Annotated in this window: 13 protein-coding genes; 5 read left to right on the forward strand and 8 right to left on the reverse strand. The window is 77.0% G+C overall.

Features of this window, described 5'->3' with window-relative positions; translation table 11 throughout:
• Window positions 1-198 precede the first annotated feature (198 nt).
• The gene (locus tag D5H78_RS11860; protein WP_119950705.1) at window positions 199-1,527 is read right to left on the reverse strand and encodes a rhamnosyltransferase WsaF family glycosyltransferase; all 1,329 of its coding nucleotides are present in this window, start codon (window positions 1,525-1,527) and stop codon (window positions 199-201) included.
• A gap of 163 nt (window positions 1,528-1,690) precedes the next feature.
• Here D5H78_RS11860 and D5H78_RS11865 point away from each other — a divergent pair, with 163 nt between their 5' ends.
• Window positions 1,691-2,809 carry a right-handed parallel beta-helix repeat-containing protein gene (locus D5H78_RS11865; RefSeq protein ID WP_119950706.1) on the forward strand — a complete coding sequence of 373 codons (1,119 nt, stop codon included), beginning with the start codon at window positions 1,691-1,693 and terminating at the stop codon, window positions 2,807-2,809.
• A 12-nt stretch (window positions 2,810-2,821) separates the two neighbouring features.
• Here the strand turns inward: D5H78_RS11865 and D5H78_RS11870 are convergent, their stop codons facing one another.
• On the reverse strand, window positions 2,822-5,023 hold the full coding sequence (locus tag D5H78_RS11870; protein WP_165865714.1) for an acyltransferase family protein: 2,202 nt from the start codon (window positions 5,021-5,023) through the stop codon (window positions 2,822-2,824).
• A gap of 77 nt (window positions 5,024-5,100) precedes the next feature.
• On the opposite strand from D5H78_RS11870, the gene D5H78_RS11875 reads away from it, so the two are divergent.
• The 3 genes from D5H78_RS11875 to rfbD are packed head-to-tail and all read left to right on the forward strand — an operon-like array spanning window position 5,101 to window position 7,910.
• Window positions 5,101-6,024 (forward strand): glycosyltransferase family 2 protein, encoded by a 924-nt coding sequence (locus tag D5H78_RS11875; RefSeq protein WP_119950708.1) that lies wholly within the window; start codon window positions 5,101-5,103, stop codon window positions 6,022-6,024.
• Window positions 6,025-6,039: 15 nt separating this feature from the next.
• Entirely contained in the window at window positions 6,040-7,029 is a 990-nt protein-coding gene (gene rfbB, locus D5H78_RS11880; RefSeq protein WP_119950709.1) for a dTDP-glucose 4,6-dehydratase, read from the forward strand.
• Complete coding sequence (gene rfbD / locus D5H78_RS11885; protein ID WP_119950710.1) at window positions 7,026-7,910, forward strand: dTDP-4-dehydrorhamnose reductase; 885 nt, start codon at window positions 7,026-7,028, stop codon at window positions 7,908-7,910. Before rfbB ends, rfbD begins: the two co-directional genes overlap by 4 nt.
• Window positions 7,911-7,919: 9 nt before the next feature.
• Here rfbD and D5H78_RS11890 read toward each other — a convergent pair whose 3' ends face one another.
• Entirely contained in the window at window positions 7,920-9,230 is a 1,311-nt protein-coding gene (locus D5H78_RS11890; protein ID WP_119950711.1) for a glycosyltransferase, read from the reverse strand.
• Between the two features lie 32 nt (window positions 9,231-9,262).
• A complete protein-coding gene (locus tag D5H78_RS11895; RefSeq protein ID WP_119950712.1) occupies window positions 9,263-10,531 on the reverse strand; it encodes an LCP family protein in 1,269 nt (422 codons plus the stop codon).
• Between the two features lie 121 nt (window positions 10,532-10,652).
• On the opposite strand from D5H78_RS11895, the gene D5H78_RS11900 reads away from it, so the two are divergent.
• The gene (locus D5H78_RS11900; RefSeq protein WP_119950713.1) at window positions 10,653-12,272 is read left to right on the forward strand and encodes an LCP family protein; all 1,620 of its coding nucleotides are present in this window, start codon (window positions 10,653-10,655) and stop codon (window positions 12,270-12,272) included.
• A 163-nt stretch (window positions 12,273-12,435) separates the two neighbouring features.
• Here D5H78_RS11900 and D5H78_RS11905 read toward each other — a convergent pair whose 3' ends face one another.
• The 4 genes from D5H78_RS11905 to D5H78_RS19355 form a co-directional block, all read right to left on the reverse strand.
• Window positions 12,436-13,092, reverse strand: coding sequence for a CoA transferase subunit B (locus D5H78_RS11905; RefSeq protein WP_119950714.1), 657 nt, complete (start codon window positions 13,090-13,092; stop codon window positions 12,436-12,438).
• On the reverse strand, window positions 13,092-13,901 hold the full coding sequence (locus D5H78_RS11910) for a CoA transferase subunit A (protein WP_119950715.1): 810 nt from the start codon (window positions 13,899-13,901) through the stop codon (window positions 13,092-13,094). Before D5H78_RS11910 ends, D5H78_RS11905 begins: the two co-directional genes overlap by 1 nt.
• 93 nt (window positions 13,902-13,994) lie before the next feature.
• Window positions 13,995-15,593, reverse strand: coding sequence for an LCP family protein (locus D5H78_RS20300; protein ID WP_119950716.1), 1,599 nt, complete (start codon window positions 15,591-15,593; stop codon window positions 13,995-13,997).
• Between the two features lie 135 nt (window positions 15,594-15,728).
• Entirely contained in the window at window positions 15,729-16,571 is an 843-nt protein-coding gene (locus tag D5H78_RS19355; RefSeq protein WP_165865715.1) for a TIGR03089 family protein, read from the reverse strand.
• Window positions 16,572-16,601: the final 30 nt, after the last annotated feature.

A 16,601-nucleotide genomic window follows, 5' to 3' on the forward strand; every position in this document is an offset into this window, starting at 1 on the left:
ATGCGCCGCCCCGGCCGTGATCATGCGATAGTTCGGCCGTGATCATGCGGTACCCCGGCGGCGGGTCGTGCGCGGACCGCGGCCGCGCGCGACCCGGTCGAGCTGCAGGCCGTCCGTAGCGCCGGAGCTGCATGATCACCGGCCGGGCGGTTGCATGATCACGGCCGGGCGGTTGCATGATCACGGCCGGGGGAGCGGTCAGGCGCCGAGGAGGCCCCGGTCGCGCAGGAGGTCGCGCACGGCGTCGGGGAGGGGGCGGCCGAGGCCCTGGGGGTCGGCGGGCTCGTGCCGCTCGAGGCCGGCGGCGCGGCGCCAGGCCTCGGCGAGGCCGTCGGCGAGGGCGCGGGGCTCGGGGTCGGCGAGGACGAGGCCGGGCTGCCAGGCGCTGCGGTACGAGCCGAGGGTGTTGGTCACCGTGGGCACGCCCGCGCCGGCGAGCTCCAGCGGCAGGTGGCTGGGGTGCGGGCTGTGCATGAGCGCGAGGCCGACGTCGACCCGCGAGAGCATCGCGTAGTACTCCTGCAGCGACACCTTGCCGACGCCCTGCAGGAGCAGGCCGTTGCCGAGGTCGACCGGCTCGACGTCGTCGCCGGCGGCGACGACCTGCGGGCGCACCCCGTCGCGGGCGAGGCGGTCGACCCAGATGCGCAGCGCCTCCAGGCCGATCCGGTAGAGGTTCCGCGGGTGCCGGGGGCGGGCGTAGAAGAGGACCCGCGGCGCGGCCGGGTCGCCCGGGCGCCAGGCGGCGGCGGCGGCCCGTACGGGCTCGAGGTCGACGTCGGGGGCGAAGACGTGCCGCTCGTCGACGGGCTGCTCGAGCTGCGCGGCCAGGTAGCGCGACAGCGGCTGCGAGTTGACGAGGTGGGCGAAGCCCTGGCGGTACGTGCTCGCGGCGAGCGCGTACCGGTCGCCCCAGGGGTTGAACGCGGGCTCGAAGTCCTGGACGAGGTAGACGACGCGCTGCCGGTCGACGAGGCCGGTGTGCACGCCGTCGGCGACGGCGAGGGCCGTGGTCCAGTACGTCGGCACCCAGACGTCCTCGGGGTGCGGCGGGTCCTCGGCGAGCCGACCGGCCGCGACGAGGGAGACCCGCGCCGCGAGGGCGTCGCCGTCCTGGACGTTGGTGCGCAGCCAGGCCCCGAGCTGCTCGGCCGAGCTGCCGGCGGCCGGCTCGACGAGCGGCACGACGCGCAGCGGGCGGCCGAGGGCGGCGGCCACGTGCCCGGCCGCGGTGATGGCGGTCTTGACCCCCGCGTAGATCCGCGCCGTGTCGACCTCGGGCAGCACGAGCGTCACCGAGGGCGACGTCCCCGTCGCGCGCACGCCGCGCAGCACGTGCTGGCCCTTGACGAGCTCGGCGCCGTACCTGGGGGCTCGCGGAGCATCCCTTTGCACGGACGAAACCTTCGGCTCCTCCCGGGACGGCATGATCTGCCCCGGCCAGCTGCCCTTGCGGGCGTAGTGCTGCACCCCGCGCCGGAGCTGCTCGTCCCTCGACAGGCGGGCCGCGAGGCGCAGGGCGCTCACGGCGCGTCGGGGCAGCGAGCTGGCAGCGGGAGGCATGTCACGTCCTGTGCTCGTGGGGGGGTCTACGTGCGCTGGTGCACGGCGGAGGGGCTCAAGGAGGTGGCCCGACGCTGCCGATGCACCAGTGACGCACGCTATCCGATGCACCGAGAGGCAGACCCCCATGCCGCTGTCCGAGGTCCGCACCCCTGCCGCGCCCGCGCGCGGCCGGACCCCCGCCCGCTCACCCCTCGCCACCCTGCTCGGCGTGCTCGCCGCGGTCGTCGCCCTCGCCGCGCCGCTGCTGGGCGCGGCGGCGCCCGCGTCCGCGGCGCCGCGCACGATCACGCTCGCCCCCGGTCCGCACGTGCGGGTCGAGTTCCGCGACGCCGTCGAGGCGCTGCGCCCCGGCGACACGCTCCAGCTCGCCCCGGGCACGTACGAGATCGGCTACCTCTGGCTCAAGGTCGCCCGCGGCCTCGCCAGCGCCCCGATCGTCGTCAAGGCGCAGGACTGGCGCCGCCCGCCGCTGCTGCGCGGCGGGCTCAACCTCACCGACGCCGACCACTGGACGCTGCACCGGCTGCGCGTCGAGGCCACCGCCCCCAACGGCCCCGCGCTGCACATGACCGGCGGCACGGGCTGGCGGGTCACCTCGAGCGAGTTCTTCGGCGCGAGGAACACCGACGCCTACGCGAACGTCGCCATCGACGGCGGGGGCGGCTACCCGCGCGGCTTCGTCTTCTCGCAGAACTGCGTGCACGACGCCGGGCGCAGCGAGCGCTGGAAGACCGACCACAACATCTACGTGAAGTTCCGCGGCGCCCCCGGCTCCGGCGGCACGATCTCGAAGAACACGATCTACAACCACCAGAACGGCGCGGGCATCAAGCTCGGCGACGGCGGGCTGCCCGGTGCGCCCGGCCCCTGGGGCGTGAAGGTCGAGCAGAACACCATCGCCCAGGGCGGGCGCCAGGTCCTGCTGAGCCACGACGTGCGCGGCAACGTCGTCGTCGGCAACCTGCTCTACGGCTCGACCGAGCCGTTCACCACCGCCGACCGGCGCACCACCGGCATCTACGCGCTCATGGTGTCGGGCACGGGCAACAAGGTCGCCGACAACTACGTGGCGCGGGCGAGCATGGCGCTGCGCGACCCGTACGGCAAGGTCGGCGTCAGCGGGGTCACGGCCGTGCGGCCCGACCCGGGGTTCCGCGGCACCGGCTCCTGCGCCGCGCTGGACCCGACGTACTGGAAGGCCCGCTACTACGGGCGCACCAGCACCGGCGTCTACCGCAGCTGACGCCCGCGCGGCTCAGCCACCGGCCCCCTCCCCGCCCGCGGGGAGGGGGTCGTTGCGCAGGGCCAGGTCGATGCGGCGCCCCAGCTCGGTCGTGAGGGACCGGCTGAAGGTGTCGGTGAAGTGGCTGTTGTCGACGTACATGATCACGCCGTTGTCGGCCACGACCGGGCAGCGCGCGCCCGGGCACAGCACGTCGGTCATGTCGAGGAAGCCGAGCGGCGCGCCCGTGCGCCGGGCCGCGGTGCGCTCGGCGACCGCGAGGTCCTCGTCGAGGTAGGTGCCGGTCTCGCGGTCGAAGGAGCAGCCCTCCCAGTCCGCCGGGTCGCGCGCGGAGAGGCAGGTCGGCACGTCCTCGGGGGCCCAGGGGTTGTCGCGCACCACGAGGACCCGGTCGGCGACCGCGCCGAGGCGCGGCAGCGTGCGCTCGGCCGCCTCCTGCCAGGCCGCGCCGACCGCGTCCCCCGGCAGCACCTCGTCGCCCTCGCCGAGGGTGGCCCGCACGTAGCCCATGGAGCGGGCCACGAGGAGCAGGTCCATCCGCGGGCCCTGCTCGAGCTGCTGCAACACGCCCTCGCGCCAGACGCCGCAGGCGTCGTACTCCGTCGCGTACTTGTCGACCCACACGCGCACGTCGATGCTGGGGCACGCGGTCTTCGCCCACATGTGCAGGCGCCAGCCGCGCTCGCGGGCCAGGGCGTCGAGCGCCGGGTACCAGTGCATGGCGTGGCTGTCGCCGATCATCGCCACGTCGACGGTGCCCTCGGGGTCGCCGAAGACGCACTCGGCCGGCGGGCGGGTGCCGCTGTAGGAGACGAAGCAGTCCGGCGGCCGCTCGGTGTCGGCGCGGGCCTGCTCCGGTGTGAGCACCGGCACCGCCGGCGCCTGCGCGGGGGCCTCGACGTCGCCCTGCACCTGCGGGACCTGCTCGGCGAGCTGGTCCGGCACCTCGACCGGGCCGCGGGCCGGACCGAGGACGAGCGCGGCGGCGACGCCCGCCGCGGTGAGCAGGGCCCCGGCGGCGAGGCTGCGCACCGGGCGCAGCGACAGCCACCGCGAGCGCCGGGCCGGCTCCTCGACGAGGACGTTGCTGAGCGCCGAGGCGGCGAAGGAGAGCACCACCGCGGCCACGACGACGAGGGCGGGGTCCCAGCCGCGCTCGGTGCCGAGCTGGCGCCCGAGCACGAGGAACGGCCAGTGCCACAGGTACCAGGCGTAGGAGATGCGCCCGACGTAGCGGGGCACCGGGTGGGAGAGCACCCGCGAGGCGCTGCCCCGGACCGCGGCGCCGCCCACCCCCGCGCCGGCCGCCACGAGCGCCGCCGTGCCGAGGACGGGCCCGAGGGCGGCGCTGCCGGGGAAGGCGGTGCTGCCGTCGATGAGCACGGCGGACGCGACGACCGCGGCCACCCCGGCCCAGCCGAGCAGCACCGCCGCCGGGCGCGGCAGGCGCGACAGCGGGCCGGGCGCCGCGAGGGCGAGGGCCAGCCCGCCGCCGACGGCGAGCTCCCAGGCGCGGGTGTGCAGGCCGTAGTAGGCCCAGCCGCCGGTCGTGGGGCTGAGGACCACCGAGGCCGCGAACGAGGCGCCGCCGACGAGGGCCAGCGCCACGGCGGCGCGGCGGACCACCGCAGCGCGGGGGAGCGGGCCCCGGGCGCGCCGCCGGCGCACCAGCAGCGCGCCGGTGGCGAGCAGCAGGAGCAGCGGCCAGACGACGTAGAACTGCTCCTCGACCCCGAGGGACCAGAAGTGCAGGACCGGGCTCTTGTCGACGTCGGCGCCCATGTACTCGGTCGAGGTGCCCGCGAAGCGCCAGTTCGCCGCGTAGAGCGCCGCGGCGAGGACGTCGCCGCCCACCCGCGGGTGGTCGACGGGCGGGACGACCGCCCAGCTGACCAGCGCGGTCACCGCCAGCACGAGCACGGCGAGGGGCAGCAGCCGGCGCACCCGGCGCGCGTAGAAGCCGCGGATCGAGATGGTCCCGGTGCGGGCCAGCTCCTCGACGAGCAGGCCGGTGATGAGGAAGCCCGACAGCACGAAGAACACGTCCACGCCGACGAAGCCGCCGGGCAGCGCCGCCACGCCGGCGTGGAACAGCACGACGAGGCCCACGGCCACGGCGCGCAGCCCCTCCACGTCGGGGCGGAACGCCCGGGCGGGAGCGGCGGCGGCGGTGGCCGGGCCGTCGTGCGGGGCGGTCCGGGTACCGTCGAGCATCCCTCCAGTGTGGCCGACGCGCGGCGGACCATGCGCCGCAGCCGTGGTGACGTGCACCTCCGGTACCATCCGGCCCGATGAGCCGACCGTCAGCGCCCGCGCCCGACGGGGCGCTCGACGTGACCGTCGTGCTGCCCTGCTACAACGAGCAGGACCACGTGGTGGCCGAGCTCGAGCGGATCACCGGCGCGCTCGACGCGAGCGGGCTGACGTACGAGCTCCTGGCCATCGACGACGCCTCCACCGACAAGACGCTGGTCCTGCTGGAGGAGGCGCAGGTGCGCTTCCCACGCATGCAGGTCGTCGCCTTCCGGCGCAACGGCGGCTCGGGCACGGCCCGGCGCATCGGCACCCAGCGGGCCCGCGGCGACGTCGTCGTGTGGACCGACGCCGACATGACGTACCCCAACGAGCGGATCCCCGAGCTCGTCCAGGTGCTGCGCGAGGACCCCACGTACGACCAGGTCGTCGGCGCGCGCCTCACCGAGGAGGGCACCCACAAGGTGCTCCGGGTGCCGGCCAAGTGGGTCGTGCGCAAGATCGCCGAGCGGCTCACCAACACCCGCATCCCCGACCTCAACTCGGGCCTGCGCGCGTTCCGGCGCGAGGTGGCGCTGCCCTACCTGCGCCTGCTGCCGCCCGGGTTCTCCTGCGTCACGACGATCACGCTGTCCTTCCTGTCGAACCAGCACGACATCAAGTACGTCCCCATCGCCTACGCCAAGCGCTCGGGCACCTCGAAGTTCCACTTCGTCAAGGACGCGTACCGCTACGTCCTGCAGGTGCTGCGCATGGTGATGTACTTCAACCCGCTCAAGGTGCTCATGCCGGTGGCGCTGGGCCTGCTCGGCCTGGGGCTGGTCAAGGGCGTGGTCTGGGACTTCCCGCGGCACCCGTTCTACTTCCCGGTCAACACGGTCCTCCTCGTCCTCTGCGGGCTGATCATCGGCTCCATGGCGCTGCTGGCCGACCTCATCGTCCGATCACGCAACGACAGCTAGCGGAGGCAGCACCCCATGCGGATCCTCGTCACGGGCGGGGCCGGGTTCATCGGCTCCCACTACGTGCGCACCCTCGTGTCCGGCGGCTACCCGGCGATGGCCGACGCGGAGGTCGTCGTCCTCGACAAGCTGACGTACGCCGGCAACCTCGCCAACCTCGACCCGGTGCGCGAGAGCCCGCGGCTGCGGTTCGTCGAGGGCGACATCCTCGACCCGGTGCTGGTGCCCGAGCTCATGCAGGGCACCGACGCCGTCGTGCACTTCGCCGCGGAGTCCCACGTCGACCGGTCCATCCTCGGCGCGGCCGACTTCGTCATGACCAACGTCGTCGGCACGCAGAACCTCCTCGACGCGGCGCTGCGCGCGGGCGTGGGCCGCTTCGTGCACGTCTCGACCGACGAGGTGTACGGCTCGATCCCCGAGGGCTCCTGGACCGAGGAGCAGCCGCTCGAGCCGAACTCGCCGTACTCCGCGTCCAAGGCCGGCAGCGACCTCATCGCCCGGGCGTACGCGCGCACCCACGGGCTCGACGTGCGGGTCACCCGCTGCTCGAACAACTACGGCCCGTACCAGTTCCCCGAGAAGGTCATCCCCCTCTTCGTCACGAACCTCGTCGACGGGCTCGACGTCCCGCTGTACGGCGAGGGCCTCAACGTCCGCGACTGGCTGCACGTCGACGACCACTGCCGCGGCATCCAGCTCGTCCTCGAGGGCGGGCGCTCCGGCGAGGTCTACAACATCGGGGGCGGCACCGAGCTCACCAACAAGGAGCTCACCGGCCTGCTGCTCGAGGCGTGCGGCGCGGGCTGGGACCGGGTGCGCCGGGTCGAGGACCGCAAGGGGCACGACCTGCGCTACTCCGTCGACATCACCAAGATCTCCGACGAGCTCGGGTACGCCCCCCGGGTCCCGTTCGCGCAGGGCCTGGCCGACACCGTGCAGTGGTACCGCGACAACCGGGCCTGGTGGGAGCCGCTCAAGCAGCGCGCGGCGCTCGCCCGATGAGCGCCCTGCGCCGCGACCCCGCCGCCCGGCGCTGGCTCGTCACCGGCGCCGGCGGCATGCTCGGGCGCGACCTGCAGGCCGCGCTCGCCGGCCGCGAGGTCACCGCGCTCACCCGCGCCGACCTCGACGTCACCGACCCCGCGGCCGTCGAGGCGGCCGTCGAGGGGCACGACGTGGTCGTCAACTGCGCGGCGTGGACGGCGGTCGACGACGCGGAGGCCGCCGAGCCCGCGGCCTTCGCCGCGAACGCCGTCGGGCCGGCGCTGCTCGCCCGCGCGTGCGCGCGGGCCGGCGCCCGGCTCGTGCAGCCCTCGACCGACTACGTCTTCGCCGGCGACGCGACCACGCCCTACGCCGAGGACGCGCCGGTCGCGCCGCGCTCGGCGTACGGGCGGACCAAGGCCGCGGGGGAGTGGGCCGTGCGGGCCGAGCTCCCCGACGGGCACTACGTCGTGCGCACCGCCTGGCTCTACGGCGCCCACGGCGCGAGCTTCCCGCGGACGATGGCGCGCCTGCAGGGCCAGCGCGAGACGCTCGACGTCGTCGACGACCAGCGCGGGCAGCCGACCTGGACCCGCGACCTCGCCGAGCGGGTCGTGGCGATGGTGGACGCCGACGCGCCCGCGGGGACGTACCACGCCACCGCCTCGGGCGAGACCACGTGGCACGGGCTGGCCCAGCGGGTCTTCGCGCTGCTCGGGGCCGACCCGGAGCGGGTGCGCACGACCACCTCGGAGGCGTTCGTGCGCCCCGCGCCGCGCCCGGCCTACTCGGTGCTCGGGCACGAGGGGTGGGCGCGCGCCGGGCTGGCGCCGATGCGCGCGTGGGACGAGGCGCTCGACGAGGCCGCCCGCACCACGGACCTGCTGACCCCGGCCTGAGCCCGGCCGTCAACGGCCCCAGGGGTCGCCGGCGCGCAGCACCGGCCCGCCGCCCGCGAGCAGGCGCCCGACGAGCGCGACCACCTCGGCCGCGGTGTCGTGCGCGGCGAGCTGCGCCGCGACCCGCCGGGCGCCGTCGCGGTGGGCGCTCCGCGGAGCGAGCACCCGGTCGACCGCGCGACCGACCGCCTCGGCGGACGGCCTGCCCGTGCGCAGGTCCACGCCGGCCCCGGCGCGCGCCACCCGGGCCGCGACGGCCGGCTTGTCCAGGTCGGCCCCGGCGACCACGAGGGGCAGGGCGTGGTGCAGCGACGCGAGCACCCCGCCCCACCCCCCGTTGGTGACCACGGCGTCGCAGCGCGGGAGCAGCCGTCCGTACGGCAGCCGGTCGGCGACGAGGGTGCCCGGGGGCACCGGGAACGGCAGCCGGTCCCGCCCCTCGACCCCGGTGGTCGCGACCACGGTGACGTCGCGCTGCCCCAGCGCCTCGAGCGCCGGGCGCAGCAGGTCCTCCGGGTCGGTGCCGAACGTCCCCTGGGTCACGTGGACGACGGGTCGCGGTCCGGCCAGCACCTCCTCCCAGCCGTCGGGCAGCGGGCGGTCCCCGCCGGCCGGCGGGAAGGCCCCTACGAGGTGCACCTGCTGCGGCAGGTCGCTGCGCGGCTCCTCGAGCGCCGGCACGCCGAGGGCGAGCGCGAGGTGCGGCGACACCCACTGGTCGTCGAGGCGGACCGCGCCGGGGTCCAGCCCGAGGGCGGCCCGCGTCTCGCGCAGGGCCCGGCGCACCGGCCTCGTCGCCGCGGTGGCCGCGCCGCGCAGCAGCGCGTCCCGGGCCCGCCCGAGGCGGCCGCGGCCGGCGGCCAGCGGCAGCCCCGGCGGGGGGAGGTCGCGGCTGGGCAGCGCGAGCGGCACGACGGTGAGGGACGCCCAGGGGGCCCCGAGCCGCTCGGACGCCAGCCCGCCGCCGAGCGCCAGGCCGTCGGCGACGAGGACGTCCCACGGCCGCCGGTCCCACAGGGCGAGCAGGTCCCGGGCCTGCGCGTCGCCCGTGCGGACGAAGACGTGCTCCAGGTTGGCCAGCAGGCCCCTCGGCCCGCCGCGGCCCGTCCGCGGGAACGTGGCGCGCAGGTCGCGCTCGTCGTAGTCCGGCGCCCGCTCCCACCGCACCGGCTCGGCGCCGGCGGCACGCGCGCGCTCGGCGAACGCCGACCCGACGTACGCGCGCACCCGGTGCCCCGCCGCGACGAGCGCCCCGGCCGCCTGCAGCACGGGCACCACGTGCCCGGTGAACGGCATCGCGGTGACCACGACGTCCGCCACGTGCCGCACCTCCTCCCGCGTCCCGCCCCGGGTCAGCCCACCGGCTCCGGGCTGCGCCCGGCCTCGAGGTCGGCGAAGAGCTGCGCGGCGGCCTCGTCGTCCCACAGCACCGCGGACTGGCCCCCGACCCGGTAGTCCGGGTCGGCGACCGGCACGGTCGTCAGGCCGCCGTCGCCGCCGCTGACGGCGCGGAACGCGCGGGCGAGACCGGTCAGGTCGACGACGCCGGTGTCCTCGTCGACGGTCACCGCGTCGGTGCCGGCGGCGACGAGGCGCACCTGGCGGACGGGGTTGAGCAGCGTCCCGGGGCTGAACACCTCGGACACCAGCGCGCCGACGAACTGCTGCTGGCGCCGGATCCGCCCGAGGTCGCCGGTCGGGTCGAAGTACCGGGCGCGGACGTACGAGAGCGACGTGCCCCCGTCGAGCTCCTGGCACCCCGCGGGCAGGTCGAGCCCGCTGCGCTCGTCCTGGATCGGGTCGGGCACGCAGACCTCGACCCCGCCCACCGCGTCGACGACGTCCACGACGCCGCCGAAGCCGATCTCCACCACGTGGTCCACCGTGAGCCCGGTCGCCTGCTCGACGGTCTCGACGAGCAGCGGCGAGCCCCCGAGCGCGAAGGCCGCGTTGAGCTTGGCCTCGCCCTGCCCCGGCACGTCGACCCAGCTGTCGCGCGGGAGGCTCACGAGCGTCGGCCGGCCGCCGTCGGGCACGTGCAGCAGCATGATCGTGTCGGTGCGCCGGCCCTCGGTCCGCCCGGTGCTCAGCGCGTTCTGCTCCTCCCGGGTCAACCCCTCGCGGCTGTCCGACCCGACGACGAGCCAGGTGGTCCCGGCGGTGCCCGCGCGGCCCGACAGCGCGTCCTCGTGCCGCAGCCGGCCGTTCGCCCACAGCGCCAGCCCGCCGTAGGCCAGCACCACGACGAGCAGCAGGACGAGCAGGACGCGCCCCGGGCGCAGCCGCCGGCGCCGCCGCCCCGGTGAGCCGCCGGACCCCGCGGTCCCGGGGCGGGCGCCCGGCGGTGCCGGGGGAGCGGTCGCGGTGCCGCGGGCGCGCTCCGGGCCGCCGCCGCCCGGGCGGCCCTGGGGCCCGTACGCCTCCGCGGCGCGCTCGGCGCCCGTGCGCGCCGGCCCCGCCGGGGCGGCGCGCCGGGGGCGCCCGCCGCGCGGGTCCAGCTCCGGCGGCAGGGCCGGGCGGCGCGGGTCGAGCTCGGGGGGCAGGCCGCGCGAGCCCGCAGCGCTGCTGCCCTGCGTACGCGGTCTGTCACCGCGCGTCCAGCCGGTCGGCCAGTCACCCATCCGGCCAACGTAGCCGCCGCAGCGCCCGACCGCGCGGACCCCGCGGTGCGCGGGCAGTGGGTCGCGCCACGCCCGGCGCGGCACCGCCGCTGCGGCGGGGGCCGCCGCGAGACTGGCCGGCATGGACCGACCCCTGCCACCCCCGGCGCGGCACCGCGCCGGCGACCTCCCGAGGAGGGACCGCCGACCCGTCCAGCGGCAGGAGCCGCCCGCGGCGGGGGGACGCGCCGGCGGGCGCGGACCCCGGCCCCGCGGCGCCAGCGCCCTGCCGCTCGACGAGCCGGCGGCCCTGCGCGTGCGCCGCGCCGTCGCGCTGCTCGTCATGTCCGCGCTCGCGCCCGGCAGCGCGCAGGCGGTGCGGGGCGGCCCGGCCGCCCGCCGGCTCGGGCGCGCCGCCCTGCGCTGCTGGGTCGCGCTGCTCGCCGTGGCCGCCCTGCTCGGGCTCGGCGCCCTCGTGCTGCGCGACACCGTCCTCAGCCTCGCCGTGCGCCCGTGGGCCCTGGAGTCGCTGCGCGCCGTGCTCGTCGTCGTCGCCGCCGGCTGGGCCGTGCTGCTGCTCGACGCGCTGCGCCTCGGCCGGCCCGTGGCGCTCCCGCGCGGCGCCCGCCGCGGCGTCGCCGGGCTCACGGCCGTGATGCTCGTGGTGGGCGCGGGCCCGCTCGTGTACGGCGCGCGCTCCACCGGCATCCAGCTCGACCTCGTGACGAGCGTGTTCGCCGAGGGCGACGTCGTCACCGACGACGGGCGGATGAACGTCCTGCTCATGGGCGGCGACGCCGGGGAGTCCCGGGTGGGCCTGCGCCCGGACAGCCTCACCCTCGTCAGCGTCGACACCGCCTCCGGCGAGGCGACGATGGTGTCGCTGCCCCGCAACCTGCAGCACGCGCGCTTCCGCGACGGCAGCCCGATGGACGCGGAGTTCCCCGACGGCTTCGACGACCTGCTCAACGCCGTCTACACGTACGGCTCCGAGCACCCCGACCTCTACCCCGACGCCCGCGACCCCGGTGCCGAGGCCACCAAGGACGCCGTGGCCGGCGTGCTCGGCCTGCCGGTGCACTACTACGCCGTCGTGGACCTCAAGGGCTTCCGCAGCATGGTCGACGCGCTCGGCGGCCTGCGCATCGACGTCCAGGAGCGGGTGCCGATCGGCGGCGGCACGTCCCCGGTCACGGGGTGGATCGAGCCCGGCGAGCAGGTGCTCGACGGCTACCACGCGCTCTGGTACGCCCGCTCCCGCGAGGGCTCCAGCGACTACGCCCGGATGGGCCGCCAGCGCTGCGTGCTCTCCGCCCTGGCCGGTCAGGCCGACCCGGTGACCGTCGTGCGGCGCTTCCGCGAGGTCGCGGACTCCGCCAAGGAGCTCGTGGCCACCGACCTGCCGCGCAGCGCCCTGCCCGACCTCGTCGAGCTCGCCCTGCGCAGCCGCGCCAGCGGCAGCAGCCTGCGCAGCGTCACCCTCGCCCCGCCGCTCATCACCCCCGCCGACCCCGACTTCGAGCGCATCCACGAGCTCGCCCTCGAGGCGCTCGGGGAGGAGCCCGCTCCCGCCGAGGACGTGCAGGCCCTGCCCGCCGCCCCGCCGGCCGGCGCGGGCGGCGCGGGGGGCGCGGGCGAGGGCGGCGACGGGGGGAGCGCCGGCGCGGGTGCCGCGTCCGGCGGGACCGGCGGAGCGGACGGCGCGGCGACCGGCGAGGCGACCGGCGAGGAGCCCGACGCCCCCGCGTCCCCCTGCGGCTGACCCCCTGGGCGGGCCGCGGCCGGGGAGTCGCATGATCACGGCCGGGGGGCTGCATGACCACGGCCGGGGGGCTGCATGATCACGGCCGGGGGGCGCGACCGTGCACCTCCCCGGCGGTGGTCGTGCCGTCGCCCGGCCGGCGCGCGACGTCGGTGGCCCGCGGTCAGGCGAGGACGGTGCGGACGTCGTCGGGGACGTGGACGGGGGCGGCGGTGGCGGCGAGGACCTCGTCCACGGTGGTGCCCGGGGCGGTCTCGCGCAGCACGAGGCCCCCGTCGGTGACGTCGAGGACGGCGAGGTCGGTGAAGACCCGGTCGACGACGCCGCGCCCGGTGTAGGGGAGGGTGCACTCCTCGAGCACCTTCGGCGAGCCGTCGCGGGCGACGTGCTCCATGACGACCACGACGCGCTTGGCGCCGTGGACGAGGTCCATCGCCCCGCCCATGCCCTTGACCATCTTCCCGGGGATCATCCAGTTCGCCAGGTCGCCGCGGGCGGACACCTGCATCGCGCCGAGGATCGCCACGTCGATGTGCCCGCCGCGGATCATGCCGAAGGACAGCGCCGAGTCGAAGTACGACGCCCCAGCCCGTACGGTCACCGTCTCCTTGCCGGCGTTGATGAGGTCCGGGTCCTCCCGCCCCTCGTAGGGGTAGGGCCCGACGCCCAGCACCCCGTTCTCCGACTGCAGCACGACGTCCACGCCGGGCGGCAGGTGGTTCGGCACGAGGGTCGGCAGGCCGATGCCGAGGTTGACGTACTCGCCGTCGCGCAGCTCGCGCGCCACGCGGGCGGCCAGCTGGTCACGGGTGAGCGGCATCAGGACCCGACCTCCTCGCCGGCGCCGGCGCCCGCGGGGGCGGCGGGGCGGACCGTACGGCGCTCCACGCGCTTGTCGCGCGCCTCCTCGGCGGCGAGCGCGACGACGCGCTGGACGAAGATGCCCGGCAGGTGCACCCGGTCCGGGTCGAGCGAGCCGGCCGGCACGAGCTCCTCCACCTCGGCGACGCAGACCGCGCCGGCCATCGCGCACAGCGGGTTGAAGTTGCGGGCGGACTCGTGGAAGACGAGGTTGCCGGCGGTGTCCCCGACCGCGGCTCGCACGAGCGCGACGTCGGTGCGGATGGCCTCCTCGAGCACGTACGGGCGCGTGGTCCCGCCGACGGTGAACTCGCGGACCTCCTTCGCGGGCGAGGCGACGGCCACCGAGCCGTCGGGGGCGTACCGCCACGGCAGGCCGCCCTCGGCGACCTGGGTGCCGACCCCGGCCGGGGTGTAGAACGCGGGCACGCCGACCCCGCCGGCGCGCAGCCGCTCGGCCAGCGTCCCCTGCGGGCACAGCTCGACCTCGAGCTCCCCGGAGAGGTACTGCCGCTCGAACTCCTTGTTCTCGCCCACGTAGGACGAGGTCATCCGGGCGATGCGGTGCGCCCGCAGCAGGAGCCCCAGGCCCCAGTCGTCCACGCCGCAGTTGTTGGAGACCACGCGCAGCCCGCCGACGCCGCGCTCGAGCAGCGCCCCGATGAGGACCGAGGGTATGCCGCAGAGCCCGAAGCCCCCCACGGCCAGCGAGGCGCCCTCGCCGACGTCGGCCACCGCCTCCGCCGCGCTGCCCACGACCTTGCCCACGAGCCGCTCCCTCCGCCGTCGCCGTCGACCGCTGCTGCGGACCCTAGCGGGACGCGGCGCGCGGTGCGGCCGGCGCGGGCGGGAGCGCGGGCGTCAGGAGTAGGAGCAGACCGAGGAGAGGTCGACCGGTCCGGCCGGTGCCTCCTCGTCAGCCCCGGGAGCCGCCTGGCCGTCGGAGCCCGACGGCGCGTCGGAGCCCGCGGGCGCCTCCTCGACGGCACCGCCCCCCGCGCCGGACCCGCCGGACCCGCCGGCCGGGCCGCCGGACCCGCCGGACCCGCCGGTGCCGCGCCCGCCCGCGGCCTCGCTGTCCGCGATGGCCTTGCGGGCCAGGAAGCGGATCTGCTCGAGGTCGGGGTACGCCGTGCTCTCGATCGTCGGCGGGGTGAAGGCGACGCTGTCGATGGGCTGGCCCTTGGCGCGGTTGCCGAGCTTGATCATGTCGGCGAGCACGTTCTGGGGGACGCTCGTGGCGACGGCGGCCTCGGTGGAGCGGGCCAGCTCGCGGTAGTTCCTCAGCAGGGTCACCGGGTCCGCCTCGCGGGCGATGGCCCCGATGACGCAGCGCTGGCGGTCGACGCGGTCGTAGTCGCTGGACCCCTCGCGCGAGCGGGCGTACCAGAGCGCGTGGTAGCCGTCGAGCTCCTGCAGGCCCGGCTCGATGTAGCCGGAGACCGGCGAGGTGCCGCCGCCGATCGGGATGCGGCGGTCGACCCGCAGCGTGATGCCGCCGAGGGCGTCGATGATCTCGCGGAAGCCCCGCAGGTCGACCAGCGCCCAGTACTCCACGGGCTGGCCGAGGGTGCCGGCGACCGCGCTGGACAGCGCGGCGGCACCCGGGTCCCGCTCGCCCGGGAAGAGGTCGGCGTGGTCCGCGGCCCACGTGTAGACGGAGTTGAGCAGGCACTCCTCGCCGCCGTCGGCACCGGTGTAGCCGCAGCCGGTGTAGCCGTCGGGGAACTGCTCGGCCATGACGGTCCCGGGCGCGAAGGTGAACCGCTGCAGGTTGCGCGGCAGGCTCAGCAGCACCGTGCGACCGGTGGCCACCTCGGTGCTGGCCAGGATCATCGTGTCGGCGCGCAGCCCGACCCGGTCGTCGCCCGCGTCACCGCCGATGAGCAGGACGTTGACCCGCCCGTCGGCGAACACCGGGTCGGAGAAGTCGTCGCTCTCCGGCGCCGCCTGCCCGCCGCGCGAGGGGGCGGGCTGGAACACGTCGTCGATGAGGTCGTTCGTCGTGCCGGCGTAGCGGCTCAGGGCGGTGGCGGGCGCGGCGATGCCCACGCAGAGCGCGACCGCCAGCACGCCGGAGAGGGCGCGGGTCCCGCCGTCGCGGGTGCGCCGCAGCACCATCCACAGCGCGGAGAGCACCACGAGCACCCACAGGGCGCCGACCACGAGCACGCCGCGGTCGAACGCGGTGATCCAGTCGTCGTCCACCGCGTAGGGCACCAGGGTCTCCCACGAGCGCCACGCCACGACGCCGAGCGCGACCGCGGCCGCGACGAGGAGCAGGTACACGGCGAGGATCGACCAGCCGACGGCCCGTCGCCCGAGCATCACGTGCCCGCTGCCGGGGGCCACGGCGCTGGCGGCGACGACCCCGCAGGCCCGGCCGGGGGAGAGCGGCGCGGGGACCGCGTCGCCGGGGCCGGCCGCGTGCCGCCCGCGGTGCGCGGTGCTCGTGCTCATGCTCCTCCGTCCGTCCGGCGGGTCGCCGACCTCCCATGGTGGCACGCCGTGCGCCGCAGCCCCAGGTGCTCGCGGGGCAGAGCGGCGGGGCTCACACCGCGGGGCGCCGCGCGCGGCGCCGCCCGCCGGCGCGGCTCAGAGCGCGGCGAGCGGGCGCGACCCCTCCGGCGCGGGCCCGGACCAGCCCGGGGCGAGCGCGGTGACGCCCTCGGGCGCGAGGGCGCGCTCCAGCCCGTCGGCCCCCGCCCCCGGGCCGCCGACGACGAGCACGGCGGCGCCGGACAGGAGCCCGGCGAGGACGGGCAGCAGGGCCGCGTCCCAGCCGCCCGCGCCGTCGACGGCGACCCGCTGGCCCGGGCGCAGGCCCCAGGCGGCGCCCGCGTCCACGGCCCGCGCGGCGAGCTGCTGCCCCGTACGGGCCCGCCCGCCCTCGAGCAGCGCGGGCGCGCCCGGGTCCGGCAGCGGACCGGTCCAGGCGTCGCCGTGCGCGCGGACCTCCACGTCGTAGTCGACCGCGCCCGGGGGCACCCCCTCGCCGGGGACGGCGAGCGGGCGCAGGGCGAGCACGACCGGCTCGGCCCCGCCGAGGTCGTCCAGGTCGTCGGCGGTGGTGACGACGACGGCGCGGTCGGGGGCGTCGCGGGCGGAGCCGTCCACCACGCAGGCGCACCCGGCGGTCCACGCGGCGAGCAGCCACGCGACGCCCTGCCAGTGCACCGGCAGGCGCACGGCGACGAGCGCCCCGGGCTCCGCGCCCAGGTCGTCGACGAGGAGGTTGGCCGTCTTGGCGACCCAGTTGTCGAGCGTCGCCGCGGAGAGCTCGGTGCGCTCGCCGGTGGCGGGGTCGAGGTACGTCAGCACGGGCCGCGCGCGGTCGGCCTCGAGCGCCGTCCGCAGCGTCGGGACGAGCTGCGCCGGCAGGTCGGGCGGCAGCCCGTCGGCCGACGTGCCGGGAGGGGTGGGCGGCAGGTCCGTCACGGCCCCGAGCCTAGGCCCGCCCGCTGCTAG

The organism is Vallicoccus soli (assembly GCF_003594885.1).
Lineage (GTDB): Bacteria > Actinomycetota > Actinomycetes > Motilibacterales > Motilibacteraceae > Vallicoccus > Vallicoccus soli.

What these genes read in the sequence shown, in the direction of transcription:
- D5H78_RS11865 (WP_119950706.1), top strand. Translation starts at nt 1,691, where the DNA reads ATGCCGCTGTCCGAGGTCCGCACCCCTGCCGCGCCCGCGCGCGGCCGG.
- D5H78_RS11870 (WP_165865714.1), bottom strand. Translation starts at nt 5,023, where the DNA reads ATGCTCGACGGTACCCGGACCGCCCCGCACGACGGCCCGGCCACCGCC.
- D5H78_RS11875 (WP_119950708.1), top strand. Translation starts at nt 5,101, where the DNA reads ATGAGCCGACCGTCAGCGCCCGCGCCCGACGGGGCGCTCGACGTGACC.
- rfbB (WP_119950709.1), top strand. Translation starts at nt 6,040, where the DNA reads ATGCGGATCCTCGTCACGGGCGGGGCCGGGTTCATCGGCTCCCACTAC.
- rfbD (WP_119950710.1), top strand. Translation starts at nt 7,026, where the DNA reads ATGAGCGCCCTGCGCCGCGACCCCGCCGCCCGGCGCTGGCTCGTCACC.
- D5H78_RS11895 (WP_119950712.1), bottom strand. Translation starts at nt 10,531, where the DNA reads ATGGGTGACTGGCCGACCGGCTGGACGCGCGGTGACAGACCGCGTACG.
- D5H78_RS11900 (WP_119950713.1), top strand. Translation starts at nt 10,653, where the DNA reads ATGGACCGACCCCTGCCACCCCCGGCGCGGCACCGCGCCGGCGACCTC.
- D5H78_RS11905 (WP_119950714.1), bottom strand. Translation starts at nt 13,092, where the DNA reads ATGCCGCTCACCCGTGACCAGCTGGCCGCCCGCGTGGCGCGCGAGCTG.
- D5H78_RS20300 (WP_119950716.1), bottom strand. Translation starts at nt 15,593, where the DNA reads ATGAGCACGAGCACCGCGCACCGCGGGCGGCACGCGGCCGGCCCCGGC.